At 29.3% G+C, this 18,571-nt stretch carries 16 protein-coding genes and 1 pseudogene; 10 read left to right on the top strand and 7 right to left on the bottom strand.

Going from position 1 to position 18,571, the window contains the following annotated elements; genetic code table 11:
* Nucleotides 1–9 precede the first annotated feature (9 nt).
* Nucleotides 10–1,524: an AAA family ATPase gene (locus L8X24_RS06495; protein WP_263664113.1), complete on the bottom strand. Its 1,515-nt coding sequence runs from the start codon at nucleotides 1,522–1,524 to the stop codon at nucleotides 10–12.
* Nucleotides 1,524–2,354, bottom strand: a complete 831-nt coding sequence (locus L8X24_RS06490) for an NAD(+)/NADH kinase (RefSeq protein ID WP_263664112.1) — start codon at nucleotides 2,352–2,354, stop codon at nucleotides 1,524–1,526. Before L8X24_RS06490 ends, L8X24_RS06495 begins: the two co-directional genes overlap by 1 nt.
* A gap of 85 nt (nucleotides 2,355–2,439) precedes the next feature.
* On the opposite strand from L8X24_RS06490, the gene aspS reads away from it, so the two are divergent.
* The 9 genes and pseudogenes from aspS to L8X24_RS06450 all read left to right on the top strand — a co-directional run bounded on the left by aspS (nucleotide 2,440) and on the right by L8X24_RS06450 (nucleotide 12,726).
* Entirely contained in the window at nucleotides 2,440–4,191 is a 1,752-nt protein-coding gene (gene aspS, locus L8X24_RS06485) for an aspartate--tRNA ligase (RefSeq protein WP_263664111.1), read from the top strand.
* Complete coding sequence (locus L8X24_RS06480; RefSeq protein ID WP_263664110.1) at nucleotides 4,188–4,760, top strand: adenylate kinase; 573 nt, start codon at nucleotides 4,188–4,190, stop codon at nucleotides 4,758–4,760. The genes aspS and L8X24_RS06480 overlap by 4 nt, the downstream gene beginning before the upstream one ends.
* Before the next feature lie 10 nt (nucleotides 4,761–4,770).
* Nucleotides 4,771–5,289 carry an inorganic diphosphatase gene (gene ppa / locus L8X24_RS06475; RefSeq protein ID WP_263664109.1) on the top strand — a complete coding sequence of 173 codons (519 nt, stop codon included), beginning with the start codon at nucleotides 4,771–4,773 and terminating at the stop codon, nucleotides 5,287–5,289.
* Nucleotides 5,290–5,325: 36 nt separating this feature from the next.
* Nucleotides 5,326–6,360: a hypothetical protein gene (locus tag L8X24_RS06470; protein ID WP_220555385.1), complete on the top strand. Its 1,035-nt coding sequence runs from the start codon at nucleotides 5,326–5,328 to the stop codon at nucleotides 6,358–6,360.
* 78 nt (nucleotides 6,361–6,438) lie between these two features.
* The gene (locus L8X24_RS06465) at nucleotides 6,439–9,051 is read left to right on the top strand and encodes a valine--tRNA ligase (RefSeq protein WP_263664108.1); all 2,613 of its coding nucleotides are present in this window, start codon (nucleotides 6,439–6,441) and stop codon (nucleotides 9,049–9,051) included.
* Between the two features lie 3 nt (nucleotides 9,052–9,054).
* Nucleotides 9,055–10,011 (top strand): methionine ABC transporter ATP-binding protein, encoded by a 957-nt coding sequence (locus tag L8X24_RS06460; RefSeq protein WP_220555383.1) that lies wholly within the window; start codon nucleotides 9,055–9,057, stop codon nucleotides 10,009–10,011.
* Nucleotides 10,008–10,670, top strand: a pseudogene (locus L8X24_RS08015) (methionine ABC transporter permease); the annotation flags it as partial. The gene L8X24_RS06460 and the pseudogene L8X24_RS08015, both read left to right, overlap by 4 nt.
* A 9-nt stretch (nucleotides 10,671–10,679) precedes the next feature.
* A complete protein-coding gene (locus tag L8X24_RS06455; protein WP_220555381.1) occupies nucleotides 10,680–11,885 on the top strand; it encodes a glycosyltransferase in 1,206 nt (401 codons plus the stop codon).
* A gap of 70 nt (nucleotides 11,886–11,955) precedes the next feature.
* Nucleotides 11,956–12,726, top strand: a complete 771-nt coding sequence (locus L8X24_RS06450) for a MetQ/NlpA family ABC transporter substrate-binding protein (protein ID WP_220516277.1) — start codon at nucleotides 11,956–11,958, stop codon at nucleotides 12,724–12,726.
* Nucleotides 12,727–12,754: 28 nt separating this feature from the next.
* Here L8X24_RS06450 and L8X24_RS06445 read toward each other — a convergent pair whose 3' ends face one another.
* Together L8X24_RS06445 and pta are read right to left on the bottom strand one after the other, a co-directional pair.
* Nucleotides 12,755–13,939 carry an acetate kinase gene (locus L8X24_RS06445; RefSeq protein WP_263664107.1) on the bottom strand — a complete coding sequence of 395 codons (1,185 nt, stop codon included), beginning with the start codon at nucleotides 13,937–13,939 and terminating at the stop codon, nucleotides 12,755–12,757.
* 8 nt (nucleotides 13,940–13,947) lie between these two features.
* The gene (pta, locus tag L8X24_RS06440) at nucleotides 13,948–15,417 is read right to left on the bottom strand and encodes a phosphate acetyltransferase (RefSeq protein WP_318529564.1); all 1,470 of its coding nucleotides are present in this window, start codon (nucleotides 15,415–15,417) and stop codon (nucleotides 13,948–13,950) included.
* An 85-nt stretch (nucleotides 15,418–15,502) separates the two neighbouring features.
* On the opposite strand from pta, the gene flgH reads away from it, so the two are divergent.
* On the top strand, nucleotides 15,503–16,204 hold the full coding sequence (flgH, locus tag L8X24_RS06435) for a flagellar basal body L-ring protein FlgH (RefSeq protein WP_263664106.1): 702 nt from the start codon (nucleotides 15,503–15,505) through the stop codon (nucleotides 16,202–16,204).
* A gap of 11 nt (nucleotides 16,205–16,215) precedes the next feature.
* Here the strand turns inward: flgH and L8X24_RS06430 are convergent, their stop codons facing one another.
* From L8X24_RS06430 to L8X24_RS06420, 3 genes are read right to left on the bottom strand one after another with little or no spacing between them, the layout of a single operon-like run.
* Entirely contained in the window at nucleotides 16,216–17,616 is a 1,401-nt protein-coding gene (locus L8X24_RS06430; protein ID WP_263664105.1) for a Mur ligase family protein, read from the bottom strand.
* Nucleotides 17,609–18,352, bottom strand: coding sequence for an alpha/beta fold hydrolase (locus L8X24_RS06425; protein ID WP_263664104.1), 744 nt, complete (start codon nucleotides 18,350–18,352; stop codon nucleotides 17,609–17,611). The genes L8X24_RS06430 and L8X24_RS06425 overlap by 8 nt, the downstream gene beginning before the upstream one ends.
* A 2-nt stretch (nucleotides 18,353–18,354) precedes the next feature.
* A complete protein-coding gene (locus L8X24_RS06420; RefSeq protein WP_263664103.1) occupies nucleotides 18,355–18,570 on the bottom strand; it encodes a type II toxin-antitoxin system Phd/YefM family antitoxin in 216 nt (71 codons plus the stop codon).
* Nucleotide 18,571 lies beyond the last annotated feature (1 nt).

Raw genomic sequence — 18,571 nt, 5'->3', positions numbered from 1 at the left:
TTTTTGTTTTTAAAGTAAAGTTCTAGTAAATTCTAAAGCCTCTTGTGTGATATTTTCCCCACTTACCATTCTAGCAAGTTCTCTTACTCTTTCTTCTTTTTCTATTTTTCTTACCCTACTTTCATTTCCTATTTTTTCTACTAAAAAATGATTGCTTGCTTTTGATGAAAGCTGTGGTAAATGTGAAATTGCAAAAATTTGATAAAACTTAGCAAGTTCTTTTAATACTTCAGCTATACTCATAGCTTCTTTGCCACTTAAATTTGCATCAATTTCATCTAAAAATATTATCCCACTAGCTTTATTAGTAACATTGCATTCTGTTGCAATAAAAGAAAGTCTTAGACGGTTTATCTCGCCTGAACTTAAATTTTTTAAACTAGCCTCATTGATATTTAAACTCACTTCATCTTTACCTAAAATACTTAAAGCACAATCTTTAAGTTCTAATTTAACTTCTTTCATATAAAGTTTTTCAAGATAAAAATTCAGTAATTTTTCAAGCTCTTTTAATCTTTTTTTACGCAAAGTACTTAATTTTTGACTTTTCTCATCTAAAAGTATTTTAGTACTTTGTACTTTTTCTTCTAATTCCTTTTTTTCAAAACTTAAATTTTCATAATGAGCTAATTCTGCCTTTTTCTTCTCTAAAGCTTCTAAAGCTTCTTCTATGCTTCCATATTTTGAAATCAAAGAAGAAAGTTTTTCTATCCTATCAAGCACTTCTTCTATATCAAAATCAAAATCATCAAAGCTTTGATTTTCCCACACTGCCCTTAGCTCATTTAAACACTCTGAAAAAAATGAACTATCAACATCACTAATTTGCAAAGCTTCAATCACTGCTGATTCTAACTCAAAAATTCTACTTGCCCTATTCCAAGCTGCATCGATTTTGTCTTTTTTTGAAAGCCTTTTTTTAAAACTCATTAATTCATCAAATTCGCCAATTTTTGGATTAATGCTTTGGATTTTTTGTATTTCAAAGCTCGTAAATTCTTTTAATTCTTCTACCTTTTTTTCTTCTTCTTGAATTTTTTCTAATTTAGTTTTATTTTCCATATATTCTTTATAAATATTTTTATATTCATTTAAAAAATCTTGAAATTTCTTATCCTCTTTTGATTGCATAAAATCAAGTAAGTTTAAAAACCTTTCATTTGAGAACTCATTATTTTCCTTAGCTGAAAGATATTTTACAAATTTCTTAGAAAGCAAGGCTAAATTCTTTTTTGAAATAAGTTGATTATTGATAAAATAACGCGAGCTTTTATCTTTTAAAAGTTTAAATACGTTTAATTCTTCATTTTCAATACCAAACTCATCTAATTCAAGCTCATCATTTAACAAAATTTCTACCATTTTAGCTTCACTCTCACTTAGAGCAAATGCTGCCAAAATAGCCTTAAAAAGTACAGACTTTCCAGCACCACTTAAACCAGTAAAGACAGTAAGTCCAGCTTCTAAGTCTAATTTTGCTTGTTTAAAACCTAAATTTTCTTTAATCAAAATACTTTCTATCATCACTTACCCCAATTTAACTTTTCTTTTAAAACTTGGAAATAATCTCTATCTTTTTTATGTATAAAACTAAGTTGTTTTTTACTAAGTCCTATAAGAATTTTATCATATTCTTTAGGATCAATCACTTCTTGTCCATCTAAATACAACAAACAATGCTCAACTTTCAATTCAAGCTCAAAGCCATAAGGTAAAACTATAGGCCTTTGAGTTAAAGAATGAGAACAAACTGGAGTTAAAACAAAAATTTCACTCCAAGGATGAACTATAGGCCCACCTGCACTAATATTATAAGCAGTTGAGCCACTTGAGCTAGCTATAATCAAACCATCTCCATAATAAGCATTAAAAAGTTTATTTTCAAAAAAAACTTCCACATTTGCCATTAAAGCATTATCACGAGAAAAAACTGCGTCATTAAAAGCAAATTTTTTAATGATTTTATTTTTTTTATACAAGGTAATTTGAAGCATTTTGGCTTTTTCTATTTTAAAATCACTTTTAAAAAAATCTTTAAAAAAACTTTCTACCTCATTAAAAGAAAGAGCTGTTAAAAAACCTAAATTTCCTGCATTTATCCCCAAAATAGGCTTTTTAGCCTGATAAGCTTGTCTACATAAAGACAAAAGCGTGCCATCCCCACCTAGAGAAATCAAAAAATCTAATTTTTGTAAATCTTTTAGATTAATTTTTTCTTGTTCTAATAATACAAGCTCTATATTTTTTTGCAAAAAAATTGTTTTTAAAAAAGCAATTTGCTCATTTAAATTTGTATTTAACCTACAAAATAAGCCTATTTTTTGAATTTTTTCTATATTTATACATTTTTTCATAAAAAAATTATAACAAAACTTAGCTAAGCAAAAGAATAAAATACTATAATAACAAAATTGAACAAAATTAAGCTAAGGAAAAATTTTGAGAACTCATTATAATACAGAGCTTAACATACAAAATGTTGGCGAGGAAGTAACATTATGTGGTTGGGTAAATTCTTACCGTGATCATGGAGGTGTAATTTTTATCGATCTTAGAGATCGTAGCGGACTTATACAGTTAGTATGTGATCCTGCAGATAATCAAGAAGCACATAATATAGCTTCATCAGTAAGAAATGAATATGTTTTAATAGCACAAGGTAAAATTCGCCCACGCGGTGAAGGACTTGTAAATCCAAAATTAAAAACTGGAGAAATAGAAGTTGTTATAAGCAAACTTACTATTGAAAATGAAAGCGCTGTAGTGCCTTTTGCTATAGGTGATGAAAGCGTAAATGAAGAATTAAGATTAAAATATAGATTTTTAGATTTAAGAAGTAAAAAGCTTTATGATAATTTTGCTCTAAGATCAACTGCTTGTATAGCAACAAGAAATTCTTTAGCAAAAATGGGATTTTTAGAAGTTGAAACCCCTATTTTAACTAAAGCCACTCCAGAAGGTGCAAGGGATTATTTAGTACCATCACGCGTACATCAAGGCGAATTTTATGCCTTACCTCAAAGTCCTCAACTTTTCAAACAACTTTTAATGTGTTCAGGATTTGATAGATATTTTCAAATTGCAAAATGTTTTAGAGATGAGGATTTAAGAGCAGATCGCCAACCTGAATTTACTCAAATAGATATAGAAATGAGTTTTTGTGAGCAAAAAGATATCATAGCTATGGCAGAAAATTTACTCAAAGATATTTTCAAAGCTTGCGGAAAAGAAATTAGCATACCTTTTAGACAAATGAGTTATAAAGAAGCTATGGAAAATTATGGCTCTGATAAGCCTGATTTAAGATTTGATATGAAATTTATTGATGTGATTGATATTTTTTCAAAATCAAATAACGAAATTTTTACAAATATCGCAAAAGATACGAAGAAAAATCGCATTAAAGCTTTAAGAGTTCCAAAAGGCGATACAATTTTTTCTAAACGCCAAATGCAAAGATTTGAAGAATTTGTACGCAAATTTGGAGCGGCAGGACTTGCATTTATACAAATGAAAGAAGATGGTCCTAAGGGTCCACTTTGCAAATTCTTTAATGGAGAGGATTTGAATGCTTTAATTCAAAGATGTGAATTAGAAGTTGGAGATGTAGTATTTTTTGGTGCAGGAGCTAAGAAAACCGTGCTTGATTATATGGGTAGATTTAGATTATTCCTTGCTGATGAAATGAAAATTATTGATGAGGATAAATTAGAATTCTTATGGGTTATTGATTTTCCTATGTTTGAACAAAATGATGATGGAAGCTATTCTGCAATGCACCATCCATTTACTATGCCAAAAAATATTGACGAGCAAGATTTAGAAGAAATTAATTCTATTGCGCATGATGTGGTGTTAAATGGTGTAGAATTAGGTGGTGGTAGTATAAGAATTCATAAAAGCCCTATCCAACAAAAAGTCTTTAAGCTTTTAAATATTGATGAAGAAGAGCAAAGAAAGAAATTTGGTTTCTTACTTGATGCATTAAGCTTTGGAGCACCGCCACATGGTGGTATAGCAATAGGCCTTGATAGACTTATCATGCTTTTAACAAAATCTTCAAGCATTAGAGAAGTCATAGCTTTTCCTAAAACACAAAGAGCACAATGTCTTATGACTCAAGCTCCAAGCGAAGTAAGCAATGAACAAATGAGAGAATTAGGTATAAGATTAAGGGAGAATACTAAATGAAACAATTATTTTTAATTATAGGTGCACCAGGTAGTGGTAAAACAACCGATGCAAGCATCATAGCTAAAGATGATGCAAATATTACTCATTATTCTACAGGTGATTTACTAAGAGCAGAAGTGGCTAGTGGAAGCGAACTTGGAAAGACTATTGATAGTTTTATTTCTAAAGGAAATTTGGTTCCTTTAGAAGTGGTAGTTAATACCATCATCACTGCTTTAAAAAATGCACCAACTAATACTATATTAATAGATGGTTATCCAAGAAGTGTTGAACAAATGCTTGAGTTTGATAAGGTATTAAAAAATCAAAGTGAAGTAAATTTAAAAGGTGTTATAGAAGTTAAAGTTAGCGAAGAAGTTGCTAGAGAAAGAGTTTTAGGACGTGCTAGAGGTGCTGATGATAACGAAGAAGTTTTCAATAATAGAATGAAAGTTTATTTAGAACCTTTAGAAGAAATAACAAATTTTTATACTAAAGAAAATATCCACCATGTAATCAATGGTGAAAGAAGTATTGAAGCTATCGTAGCTGATATGAAAAATTTAATCAATGATTTATTAAAATAAAGGATAAAAAATGGATATTAGCAAAATCAAAGTTGGAGAAGTGCCAAACAAACTTAATGCAGTTGTTGAAATTCCTTATGGATCAAACATTAAATACGAACTTGACAAAGAAAGCGGAGCCATCATGGTTGATCGTGTGATGTATTCAGCTATGTTTTATCCGGCAAACTATGGGTTTATACCAAATACTCTTGCAGATGATGGCGATCCTATTGATGTTTTAGTTTTAAATGAATACCCTATCCAGGCAGGAGCTGTGATTCCTTGTCGTTTAATAGGGGTATTATTAATGGAAGATGAAAGCGGTATGGATGAAAAATTACTTGCTGTTCCTGTAAGTAAAATTGATCCAAGATATGATAATATTAAAAGTTTAGATGATTTACCAAAAGCAAGCTTAGATAAAATCAAAAATTTCTTTGAAACATATAAAATGCTTGAGCCAAACAAATGGGTAAAAGTAAAAGAATTTGCAGGTATTGAAAAAGCAAGTGAAATTTTAGAAAATTCTATTAAAAATTATAAATAATCAAAGTCCTTTTAAGGACTTCACAAAGGATAAAAAATGAAAAGTATTATTGCTTTTAGTATAGCTTTTGTGGTGCTAATAGGCGCTAGTATTGGTTTTTATATGTGGTATTTTGAAGATGATTCAAATACTTATGTATATGATTATAAAAAAAGTAGTTCTTATCAAAGCTACACTCCACCAAGCACTCAATACAATCAAGAAAGAAATAATATAAGTAATAATACTTACTACCAACCACAGCAAACAAACCAAGAGCCTTTAAAAGAAGAAACTCTGGTACAAAATAATCCTATCATAGATGAAAATATAAGCACTCAAGAAGTTGCTCCGACAACTCAAACAAATATAGCTGAAGTTTCTAAAAATGAAACTATTACACCTAAAGCAACCCAAGAAGAACAAAAAGTTCTCATTGAAAACAACAAACAAACAAACGTAAAAAAAGAAAAAACAACAAAATATAAAAATACCATGCAAGAATACATTGCAAAAGGTAAAACTAGCAGATATGAGCCAAGATTGAGTGATGATTTTGTTAAAGTTTATGTGCTAGATGGAAAAAGCTTAAGTGATTATAGAATTGATATGCTAAAAGAAATGATTAATCCTATTAAAGTTAATTCCCAAGATTATAATTTAACTATTTTTATCGATATGCTATCAAATGATAATATGAAATTAAGCATTTATAATAAAGATATTGTTTTTGCTAAAAATAAGAAAAAATACAATTATGTAGATGTTAAAATTTCTGATTTGAAATTTTTATTTGAAAGAAATGGATATAGCGAATACAGCAATGAAAATTTACTTGAAAAAATCAATCAAAATCTAGCAAGAGAAGATATAATCAAAAGAATTAAATTTCAAGGTTATGCAGACGATAGAGGTAGCACTTTTGCAAACTACATGATAGGATTAAATAGAGCAATGAATGTGGCTAAACATTTCTTTAGCTTTACTGAGGTTATAGAAATAGAATCTTTAGGAAAAGACACCTATCCTATTAAAGATAAATCTGATTCTCAAAGACAAAATAATCGTAAAGTAGAAATTAGTTTTTTATAACTAATTTCTAAATTTCAAAACTTCTTTAACAATTTTAAGCTAACATAACAATTTATTTTCATTCTCAAGGTAGCAATTATGTATGATAAATCACTAGAAAAAGAATATTATAAAATTTGCGAAGAACGCGGATATTTTGAAATCAATGGCAATGAAAAAATTCAAGAAAAAAGCAAAAACTTTTGTATTATGATGCCTCCACCTAATGTAACAGGCGTTTTACACATAGGCCATGCTCTAACTTGTACTTTACAAGATATCACAACGCGTTATAAAAGAATGGATGGCTATAAGACTCTTTATCAACCAGGGCTTGATCATGCAGGCATTGCAACACAAAATGTTGTGGAAAAACAACTTTTAGCTCAAGGTATTAAAAAAGAAGAACTCGGTAGAGAAGAATTTATAAAAAAAGTATGGGAGTGGAAAGAACAAAGCGGTGGTACTATAGTTAAGCAAATGCGAATTTTAGGTATCACTCCTGCTTGGAGTCGCTTGCGCTTTACTATGGATGAAGGTTTAGTAAATGCGGTAAAAAAAGCCTTTGTAGATCTTTATGATAAAAAGCTTATTATGCGTGGAAATTACATGGTAAATTGGTGCACTCATGATGGAGCATTAAGCGATATAGAAGTTGAGCATAAAGAAAATAAAGGAAAATTATATTATTTAAAATATTTCTTAGAAAATTCTCAAGAATACATCGTAGTAGCCACTACAAGACCAGAAACTTATTTTGGTGATAGCGCTGTGATGGTTAATCCAAACGATGAAAGATTTAAACACTTAATAGGCAAAAATGTCATTTTACCTTTAATAAACAGAAAAATTCCTATTATTGCTGATGAACATGTAGATATGGAATTTGGCACAGGCTTTGTGAAAGTAACCCCAGCACATGATCATAATGACTATGAAGTAGGCTTAAGACATAAACTTGAATTTATTACCATCTTTGATGAAAAAGGTATTTTAAATGAACATTGCTTGCATTTTAAAGGCTTAGAAAGATTAGAAGCAAGAGATATTATTATAAAAGAATTACAAGAAAAAGGTTTTGTTGAAAAAATAAAAGATTACACTAATCAAGTGGGATATTGTTATCGTTGTAAAAATGTAGTAGAACCTTACATTTCTAAACAATGGTTTGTAAAAAATGAAATTGCAAAAGAAAGCATAGAAAAAGTTAATCTTGGTGGAAGCAAATTCTACCCTGCACATTGGATTAATAGTTTTAATGCTTGGATGAGGGATTTAAAAGATTGGTGTATTTCAAGACAACTTTGGTGGGGTCATCAAATTCCTGTGTATTACTGTGAATGCTCTCATGAATGGGCAAGCGAAGAAACTCCAAGTCAATGCCCAAAATGCCAAAGCACTAATTTCAAACAAGACCCTGATGTTTTAGATACTTGGTTTTCTTCAGGTCTTTGGGCTATGAGTACTTTAGGTTGGGGTAATAAAGACTGGGGTAAAAATACACTTTGGCATGAAGATGATTTAAAAGATTTTTATCCAAATTCTTTATTAATCACCGGCTTTGATATTTTATTTTTCTGGGTTGCAAGAATGATGTTTCAAAGTACTAATGCCTTAGGTGAGCTTCCTTTTAAAGATATATATTTGCATGCTTTGGTTAAAGATGAGCAAGGTAGAAAAATGAGTAAGTCTTTAGGTAATGTCATTGATCCTGTGCAAAGCGTGGATGAATACAGTGCTGATATCTTGCGTTTTACCCTTGCTCTTTTAGCTATCCAAGGTAGAGATATAAAATTAAGCAATGACAAACTCATACAAGTTAGAAATTTTACGAATAAGCTTTATAATGCAAGCAAATTTTTACTTTTAAATGAAGAAAAATTTGAAGATTTAGATAAAAGCAAAATTCAAACTAACTTGGCAAAATACATGCTGTCTCGTTTTGAAGTATGCGTAAAAGAAACAAGAGAAAATTTAGATAATTACCGCTTTAATGATGCAGCAAATACTTTGTATAGATTTTTCTGGGATGAATTTTGTGATTGGGGGATCGAGCTTAGTAAGGCTGAAAAATCAAGTATAAAAGAACTTGGAAGCATTTTTAAAGAAGCATTAAAGCTTTTAAATCCTTTTATGCCATTTATTAGTGAGTATTTATACCATGAGTTAAGTAAAACTTCTATCCAAACTCATGAGTCTATAATGATTTCAAGATATCCTAAATTTAATTCTAGAAATGAAAAAATAGAAAAATTATTTAATATCATTATAGAAAGCATAGTGAGTTTACGTCGTGCAAAAACCTTAGTAGAGCTTGCAAATGCAAAAATTCAAAAAGCTTGCATAAAATTAAACGATGAGAGTTTAATAGCTGAGTTAAAAAATTACACTAATTTTATCTCGACACTTGCAAAATGTGAAAACATCGAGTTTATTAGTACAAATTTAGAAAAATCCATTAGAGATGTAAGTGAGAATTTAGAAGTATTTATACCAACTCAAGATCTTGATTTAAGCGGTGTTTTAAATAGACTTAATAGTCAAAAAATAAAACTTGAAAAAGAATTTAACAAGTTAGATGCTATGATGAAAAACGAAAAATTTATCTCTAATGCACCTGCTGCGGTTGTTGAGCAAAATAAAACTCAACTTGAAAGCATTAAAACTCAACTTGAAAAAATCAATGATGAAATTTCTAATTTAGAAGGCTAATAAGTGATAAAAATACAAAATCTTAAAAAATATTATGGCAAAGAATTAGTTATAAATGATGTTTCTTTAGAAGTTAAAGAAGGAGAAATTTATGCTCTTGTTGGACACAGTGGGGCAGGAAAATCAACTTTGCTAAGATGTATTAATGGTTTGGAAAATTATCAAAGCGGTAGCGTGCAAGTTTTTGGTAAAGAAATAGCTACCTTAAAAGAAAAAGAGTTAAGAGTATTTAGAAAAGATATAGGGATGATTTTTCAACATTTTGCACTTATGAGTAGAAAAAATGTATTTGAAAATGTAGCTATGCCTTTAGAAATTCATAATTTTAACAAAAGCACAATTCAAAAAAGAGTTAATGAACTTTTAGATCTTGTGGGACTTTTAGCTAAAAGCAAAGCTTATCCAAATGAGCTAAGTGGTGGGCAAAAACAAAGAGTAGCCATAGCTAGAGCCCTTGCTTTAAATCCTAAAATTTTACTAAGCGATGAAGCTACTTCTGCACTTGATCCAAATACTACAAATAATATTTTAGAACTTATTGCTAAAATCAATCAAGAATTTAACATCAGCGTAGTATTAGTAACTCATGAAATGGAAGCAGTAAAACAAATAGCACAAAAGGCCGTATTGCTAGAGCATGGACAAATCATAGGTCAAGGAAAAATCGAAGATTTATTCTTAAAGCCAAGTGAAAAAATGCGTGAATTCCTAGGGGAAAGTGATTTTTTACCACAAAATGGAGTCAATGTGCGTTTATATTTTTGTAAAGAAAAAGCAAACCAAAGCATTATCACTCATATGGCTAGAAGTTTAAACATTGATTTTAATATAGTTTGGGGTAAGATAGAAAAACTAAACAACAATGCTTTAGGAAATTTGGTAATCAATATAGAAGCCAAAGATCAAGAAAGAGTTTTAAATTATTTACAAGAAAATGGCGTTATTTGGGAGCTTGTATAATGAACTTAGAAACAATTTTAAGAAATTTTGAAAATATACTTTATCCAGCATTATTGGAAACTCTTTATATGAGTTTTACAGCCACTTTTTTAGCCTTTTTAATTGCACTTATCCCTGCAATTGTACTTACTGTTACTGATAAAGGCGGCTTATGGGAAAATAAAAGTATTTACAGTGTGCTTGATTTTATTATCAATATTTTAAGATCTTTTCCATTTTTAGTGCTCATTGTAGTTTTAAGTCCTTTTACAAAATATCTTATTGGTATTAGTATAGGTACAACTGCTACGATAGTGCCACTTACCATAGGAATTGCACCTTATTTAGCTAAAATGATTGAAAGTGCTTTTAAAGAAATTGATCCTGCTATCATTGAAGCAGCAAGATCTTATGGAGCTAGCAAAGCACAAATCATCTTTAAAGTTATGTTTAGTGAGGCTTTGCCAAGTATTATTAATGGTATTACTTTAATTTTAATTATTGTTATTGGATTTTCTGCTATGGCAGGAACTGTTGGTGGTGGTGGCTTGGGTGATGTGGCTATTCGCTATGGATATGAACGTTTTAGAACTGATATTATGATTCAAACTGTTGTGATTTTAATTATACTAGTGCAAATTATACAATTTATAGGAAATATTCTTTATAAAATCACCAAAAGATAAACAATGAAACATAAACTTGGTATTTTGCTAGCAGCAACTAAAAATTCAAGCTTTACCATAGGAACCTTGCTCATTAATATCATGGATGTTATGGATGAAAAGGTAGATGTATTTTACATTTTACATGATGGCTTTAGCTTGAATGATCAAAATATCATGCAAAAAATTGTTAAAAACAAAACAATTAAATTTATTCCTTTTACTCAAGAAGATTTTTTAACTACTCTTGGTAAAAATCAAAATGATATTAATCATTTATTTTTCTTAAAAAGATGGACGCATATGGCTTTTGCAAGATTTGAAGCTTTTAAGTTTTTAGATGAATGCGAAAGTATTATTTATCTTGATTTTGATGTTTTACTTTTAAAAAGTATAGATGAACTTAGTAAATTAAGAGCTAGAAAATATCATTTTGGTGCAAGATTAGGTAAAACTTTGCTTCAAACAGCTCTGCCTTTAGAAAAAAATCATAACAATAAACGAGTATATCAAACAGGGATTTTAGTATTTAACGATCTTATACCAAATCCTTTACAGTGTTATCAATTTATCTATAACTATCTTTCACAAAATACTAAAAACTGGCAGGATCAAGGAATTTTTTCCTTAATGGTTTATGAAAATCACTTTAAAGTCAAAGATTTAAAAGACAAATACACAGGAAGTACTCATTATCTTACAAATCTTACACAAAATGCCTCTATAGTTCATGCTTGTGGAACTAATAGTCGTTTTTGGAATAGTAAATTTTGCAATCAAACATGGCCTAAATGGCAAGAATATTATGAAAAATGGCTAGAGCTTGGAGGAAGTAAATATACAGGATCTTTTTATAAAGATAATAAACAATCTATTCAACGTACAAGATATCATTTATCATACAAACTAGGTTACGCTTTTATAGAATGTACTAAAAATAAGAAAAAAATTCCTTTTTTACCTTTTACTCTACTAAAGATTTACTATAAACACACAAAACTTGCCAAGCAATATCAAAAAGATTTAAAAACAAAACCTTATCTTAAACTTCCACCTTTATCAAGCTATGATGATTATAAAAGCGAAGGTATTAAAAATCAAAATACTTATTCTTATAAAATCGGACAAGCTCTCATTAAGGCTCAAAAAAATTGGCACAAAGGTGGTTATATAAAATTTATAAAAGAACTTAAACATTTTACTAAAGAATACAAAAACAAACAAAAATAAAACTTTTCTTATCTTATTAATATTTTTACAATATAATCAAACATTTTAAAAACTATAAAAAGGAGTTAAAATGAAATTGTTAAAATTGCTCGCTGCAAGCACAATTTTAGGTGCAAGTTTATTTGCTAATGAAGTTATCACTGTAGGTGCAACACCTGTTCCTCATGCTGAAATTTTAGAACAAACTAAAGATTTGCTAAAAAAAGAAGGTTACACATTAGAAATTAAAGAATTTAACGACTATGTTTTACCAAATCTTAGTACAGATAGTAAAGAACTTGATGCAAATTTCTTCCAACATCAGCCTTATTTAGATGAGTTTAATGCCAATAAAGGCACAAAATTAATTAGCGTTGCAAAAATTCACATCGAACCAATGGCTGTTTATTCTAAAAAATATAAAAATATCCAAGATCTTCCACAAAATGCTACTATAGCTGTGCCAAACGATCCGACAAATGAAAGCAGAGCTTTGGATATTATCGCTAGCACCAAGCTCGTTAGTTTTGAAAATGCTGCATTAAAAACTCCACTTGATATTAAAGATAATCCAAAAAATATCAAATTTAAAGAGTTAAAAGCAGCACAACTTCCAAGAGCTTTAGACGATGTTGATTTTGCAGTAATTAATTCAAACTATGCTTTATCAGCAAATTTAAATCCTGTAAAAGATTCTATTTTAATAGAAAGCAAAGAAAGTCCTTACGCAAATATCTTAGTAACTACTCAAGATAATAAAGACAATCCTAAAATCAAAGCTTTAGTAAAGGCTTTGCAAAGTCAAAAAGTAAAAGACTTTATCAATGAAAAATACCAAGGTGCAGTAGTTCCTGCATTTTAAAACAAACCTTGAGTTTTAAAACTCAAGGTTATTTATTTTTAATAAGTTCTGTGGTAATTTTAGCTATTTCTAATTCTTCTTCTGTTGGAACAATTAAAATTTTAATTTTAGAGTCTTTTTTACTAATCTCACCATTTCTAAGCTGTGCATTTTTATCTAAATCTATATCAAATCCTAAATGCGCTAGTCTTTGACAAACTTTTGCTCTAACAATATCATCATTTTCGCCTATACCAGCAGTAAAAATCAACGCATCAACTCTAGGTAAAATCGCAAAATATGAGCCAATATATTTACTCAAACGATAACAAAACATATCAAGAGCAAGTCTTGCTTTTTCATTATTTTGTTCAATTTGGGCCTCAATATCTCTAAAGTCATTAAACCCACAAATTCCATAAACACCACTTTTTTTATTCATTATAGTATCTAAATCGGATGGATTTAAATTTAATTCTTTTGCTAAAAATGGTAATACAGCAGGATCAATATCACCACATCTAGTTCCCATAATCAAACCTTCTAGCGGTGTAAAACCCATAGAAGTATCTACACATTTTCCATTTTCTATAGCACAAACACTCGCACCATTTCCAAGATGAGCGCTAATTGCATTAAATTCATTAATATCTTTACCAAGTATATGTGCAGCTTGCTTGCTTACATAAGAATGTGATGTACCGTGAAAGCCGTATTTTCTAACTTGGTGTTTTTCATAAAACTCATAAGGCAAAGCATACATATAAGCATAATCAGGCATACTTTGATGAAAAGCTGTGTCAAAAACTGTCACATTAGGAACTTTTGGAGCGGCTTTTATCATAGTTTTAATACCTATTAAATGCGCAGGATTATGTAAAGGTGCTATGTGAGCAACTCTATCAATTTCTTTTAAAATTTCATCATCTACCAAACAATGCTTGGTTAAATTTGGGCCTCCATGAACTATCCTATGTCCACATCCATCAAGCTCATTTAAATCATGTAAAATTCCACTTTGAGCAAATAATTCATTTACTAATTCAATACCTTGTTCATGATCTTTAATCGCCAATTCTTTTTTGTATTTTTGACCACTTTTTAGATCTTTTAACTCTATTTTAGAGCTTTGCTCGCCTATTTTTTCCACCAAACCAGATGCTAAAGCCTCATCTTTTTCAAAAAGCTTAAATTTAATTGAAGATGAACCTGAATTTAAAACTAATATTTTCATTTTTCTCCTTATTCTTGTGCTTGAATAGCACTTAAAATCACAGTATTAACAATATCTTCTACCAAACATCCTCTACTTAAATCATTAATAGGCTTTTTAAGACCTTGTAAAATCGGACCAATCGCTAAAGAATTTGCCGTTCTTTGAACTGCTTTATAGCAAATATTTGCCGCATTTAAATCAGGAAACACATATACATTTACTCTTCCTGCTACTTTAGAATTTGGCATTTTACTTTTTGCTGTTAGCATATCATATGCTGCATCAAATTGTATAGGACCTTCTAGCTCAAGTTGAGGATATTTTTCTTTAGCTATTTTAGTAGCTTCTTTAATTGCATCCACGCTAGCCCCGCTTCCACTATCTCCACTAGAATACGAAAGCAAAGCCACTTTAGGTTCAAGCCCAAAAGCTTTAGCGCTATTTGCGCTCACATAAGCAATTTCAGCAAGTTGCTCAGGAGTTGGATTTGGCATAACAGCACAATCAGCAAAAACCAAAACCTTATCTTCTAAAGACATAAAAAACATACCAGAAACCAAACTCACATCAGGTTTTGTTTTGATAATTTGCAAGGCAGGACGAATAGTTTCAGCAGTAGTTGTACTCGCACCACTTACCATAGCATGAGCTTTTTGAGTATGTACAAGCAAGGTCGCAAAATATGTTTTATCTTGCACTAACTTTTTAGCTTCTTCTTTACTCATACCTTTACTTTTTCTAGCTTCATACAAAAGCTCTTCAAATTCTTCATTATATTGAGAATTTTTAGGATTTATAATACGTACACCATCGATGTTAATATTTAAACTATTAGCTTTAGCACAAATTTCATTGCTATCGCCTAGCAAAATCAAATCAACAATCTCATTTTGCATTAAAAACTCACTAGCTTTTAATACTCTTTCATCAAAACTTTCAGGTAAAACCACTACCTTTTTATCTGCTTTTGCTTTTTCAAAAAGCTCATAAGAAAATCTTGCCTGAGTTTTATAGGTATATTCTTGTAATAAATCTTGAGTAAAATCTTCATTTTCTTTTAACAAAACAAAGTCACTAAGCTTTTGGCTTAGTAAGAAATTTAACATAGTATGATTTTCATCTTGACTTTTTGCATATAGTGGAGCATTTAGCTCTTTAGCTAAAGCTATATTTAAACTCAAATCTCCCATTAAACCAAAATCATCTACTCCAACTACTATAACAAAATCATTTTCTTTTTTTAATTTTTCATAATCTTGAATTATTTTTTTAAAAAAATCATTTGAATTTTGAGCAAATTTGCTTTGATAATTATTTTTTTCAAAACTACTAAAAAAATCTAGCTTAAAATTGGTTTTTGAACATATTAAAGCAATTTTTTCTTTATTTTTTTCACAAAAAACAGGAAAGTAAAAGGCTATTTTACCTTGAACTTTTCCTAAAGACTGTGTTAAAAATTTCTCATCAACACAATTTAATAAAAACATGGATTTCATTTTTTCCTCTTTTTTAACAAAATAATTGTTTTTTTGTAATATAATAATTTTAAAATTCATCACAATAATATAAGGTTATAAAGCTATGAAATTTAAAAATGTTAATTTTTACTTGTTACCTTTTGTAATGTTTGGTTGTAGCGCCACAGTCGATCCACATATTAACATGAAACCTCCAACTTATGTAGAAGAATTAGCTCCAAAGCAAAATCATAACACCCAAAGCAATCCTGGATCGCTATTTGGCAAAGGAGATAATCCTTTATTTTCTGATAAAAAAGCAATGAATGTAAATGATTTAGTTACTGTAGTCATTAGAGAAAATGCTACACAAAACTCACAAGGCTCTAAAGCTACAAGTAAAAACAATAATGTTAATTTAGGCGGAGGACAAGTAACCACTGGTGCTGGACTTAGCAAAGCTAGAGATTTTATTAATGATTATACAAACATAGGTTATACTACAGCAAGTACTTCACAATATCAAGGCACAGGAAGCCAAACTAGAAGTGAAAATTTCCAAACCACCATTTCTGCTAGAGTGATTAAAGTTTTATCTAATGGAAATTATTTTATAGAAGGAAGTCGTGAGCTTTTAATTAATGGTGAAAAACAAATCATTCAGCTAAGTGGGGTTATAAGACCTTATGATATTTCTCAAGATAATATGATAGATAGTAAATACATAGCTGATGCAAAAATTCTTTATAAAACAGAAGGTGATATAGATAAATCTACACGCAAGCCTTGGGGGACAAAATTCATGGAAACCATTTGGCCTTTTTAAGCTAAATGGTTTTACATAAAACTTGGTGCATCATTAGAAAATAAAATCAAATCTCCATTTTGGGTTAATTTTGATAAAGTTTGCACAAGTTGAGATTTTTCTTTTAATACATAAAAATCTAATGTAATATGTTTTTGCAAAATTGCGCTATTAGCCTCTGAAGTAATAATTACAAAATCAAAACATTCATTGACTATCTTGCATAATTTTATATTTTCTTCTTCATTAACTTCAACTATACCAGGAGTTACCAAAATTTTTCTTCCTTGATAGCTTTTACAAAGCTCATAGCTTTGACTCATACCTTTAAAATTTCCATTAAAACCATCATCTATGATAAATTTAGGCTCTTTAGAAATCACTTGCAAACGATGTTCTACTGCTTTTAAATTTAATACACTTTTTATAATATTTTCTATTTCTATTCCTAAATAATGAGCAAGTAAAATACACACACTAATATTATAAGCATTAAAAGCGCCTAGTAAATTTGCATGAAAATCATAAATATTATTATCTAATCTTATTTTAAAATCTAAACCTTCTAAACTTGCCCTAACATCACTTAAACAATCATCATAAAATTCATTTTCATATAAGGTGCTTGAGTGTAAAAAGTATTTTTCTAAACGTTTGGATTTTAAAGCTTGCAACTTAGCTCTGCGGATGTTATCTTGAGTTTTAAAATACTCCAAATGCGCCAAGCCAATCTCACCAACTATGCAAATTTGAGGATTTAAAAACTCTGTAATTTCTAAAATATCATTTTGCTCTCTTGCGCCAGCTTCTACGATATAAATTTCAGTATTATTTTCTAAATTTTCATTGATATCTTTTACTATACCCATAAAAGTATTAACACTTCTTGGAGTTTTATAGCACTTAAACTCATCTTTTAAAAGTTCGTATAAAAAATTTTTTATACTTGTTTTTCCAAAACTTGCAGTAATTAGAATAATTTTTAAATTTGGATTATCACAAATTTTTTTATTTGCCTTTTTTATAAATGTATTTTGGTTTATTTTTTCTACTAAAAAGCTTAATAAAAATGCAGCTACTAAAGCTTCCAAACCTATCCAAAAAAATGGCATAAATACTAAAGTAAAAAGCGACAAAAATAAAAAATAACGCTTAATCCTAGCAGTAAAAACTAGCTTTTTATCTAAATTTTTATATAAATATCCACCATGTAACAAAGATAAAGCAAAAACTATAAAATATAAATAAAAATTTCCACTATATAAAAAAAACACAAAAGCAAAATAAGGAATTATTAAAAAATATAAATGCCACAAAGGCTTAGCAAAATGTAAAATTATGCGTGAGAATTTATAAGAGTACCATTGCAAAGCTAAAATCAGGTAAAATCCAAGTAAAAAATTCAAACTTAAAAAAGCTATCATACTAATCATTTTTTAAAAATTCCTCATGTATTTTTTCATTTATAAAATCAGCATGTTTTAAAAAGAAAAAATGATCCCCATCTAATGCAAAAAAATTTCCTTTTTGTGCTAAAGAATGGATAATCGCTCCACTTTTTAAAGGCGTAGCTTTATCTTCATTACCCCAAAAAATCAAAATAGGGTTTTTAAGCTTTTGAAATTCATTTTCTAAATTTTCATTAACAACCTTCTTAAAGGTTTCATACATCACTTCACTCATGCCTTGAGCGTCTTTGCTAATAAAAAATTTCCTCCAAAAATCCCCATAAGGAAGATTTTTTAAAATTTTAAACAAGGCTATTTTAAACCTCACTTTAAAGCTTTTTGGCAAAACCACACCTGCACTAGAGAGTAAAATCAAACCCTGAAAATTAGCATTTTGACACATAATAGTCGCAACTTTTCCACCAAAAGAATGTCCCATTAAATAATCTGTTTTTTGCTCAATTGTAATTAAAAAGTCTTCTACAACCTTAGCATAAGCATAAGAATCCATAGGTGCATCTATGCTTGAATTTCCAAAACCAGGCAAATCTAAATAAATTTGTTTAAAATCATTCAAAGGCTTTTCAAAAGCTTGTTTCATAAGCTCTTTATTAGCTCCCCAACCGTGTAAAATAAGAATTGTTTTTTCACATTTTGGATTGATGATTTCATAACTTAAATTATAAAAATATCCATTAGAATATACTCTAGTTTTTGCCATTTCTAGCCTTTTTTATCTTTATAAATCTTTTCTAAAAGCATTACAGCTTCATTTAAACGCTCATATTCTTCAAAACTTAAAAGCACAGCTTCAAATTTATTATTTTTTACTATCACCACTCTACCGTTTTCGCTCTTTTTTGTTTTTTCAAGCATAGCACTGAAATTTCTTACTACTTCAGTTGCAGTATAAATTTCATCTTTGCTAAAAGTAGCCATG

Origin of the sequence: Campylobacter sp. CNRCH_2015_0814 (assembly GCF_025772765.1) — a bacterium.
GTDB lineage: Bacteria > Campylobacterota > Campylobacteria > Campylobacterales > Campylobacteraceae > Campylobacter_D.
This window is presented reverse-complemented; position numbering and strand designations above follow the sequence as displayed.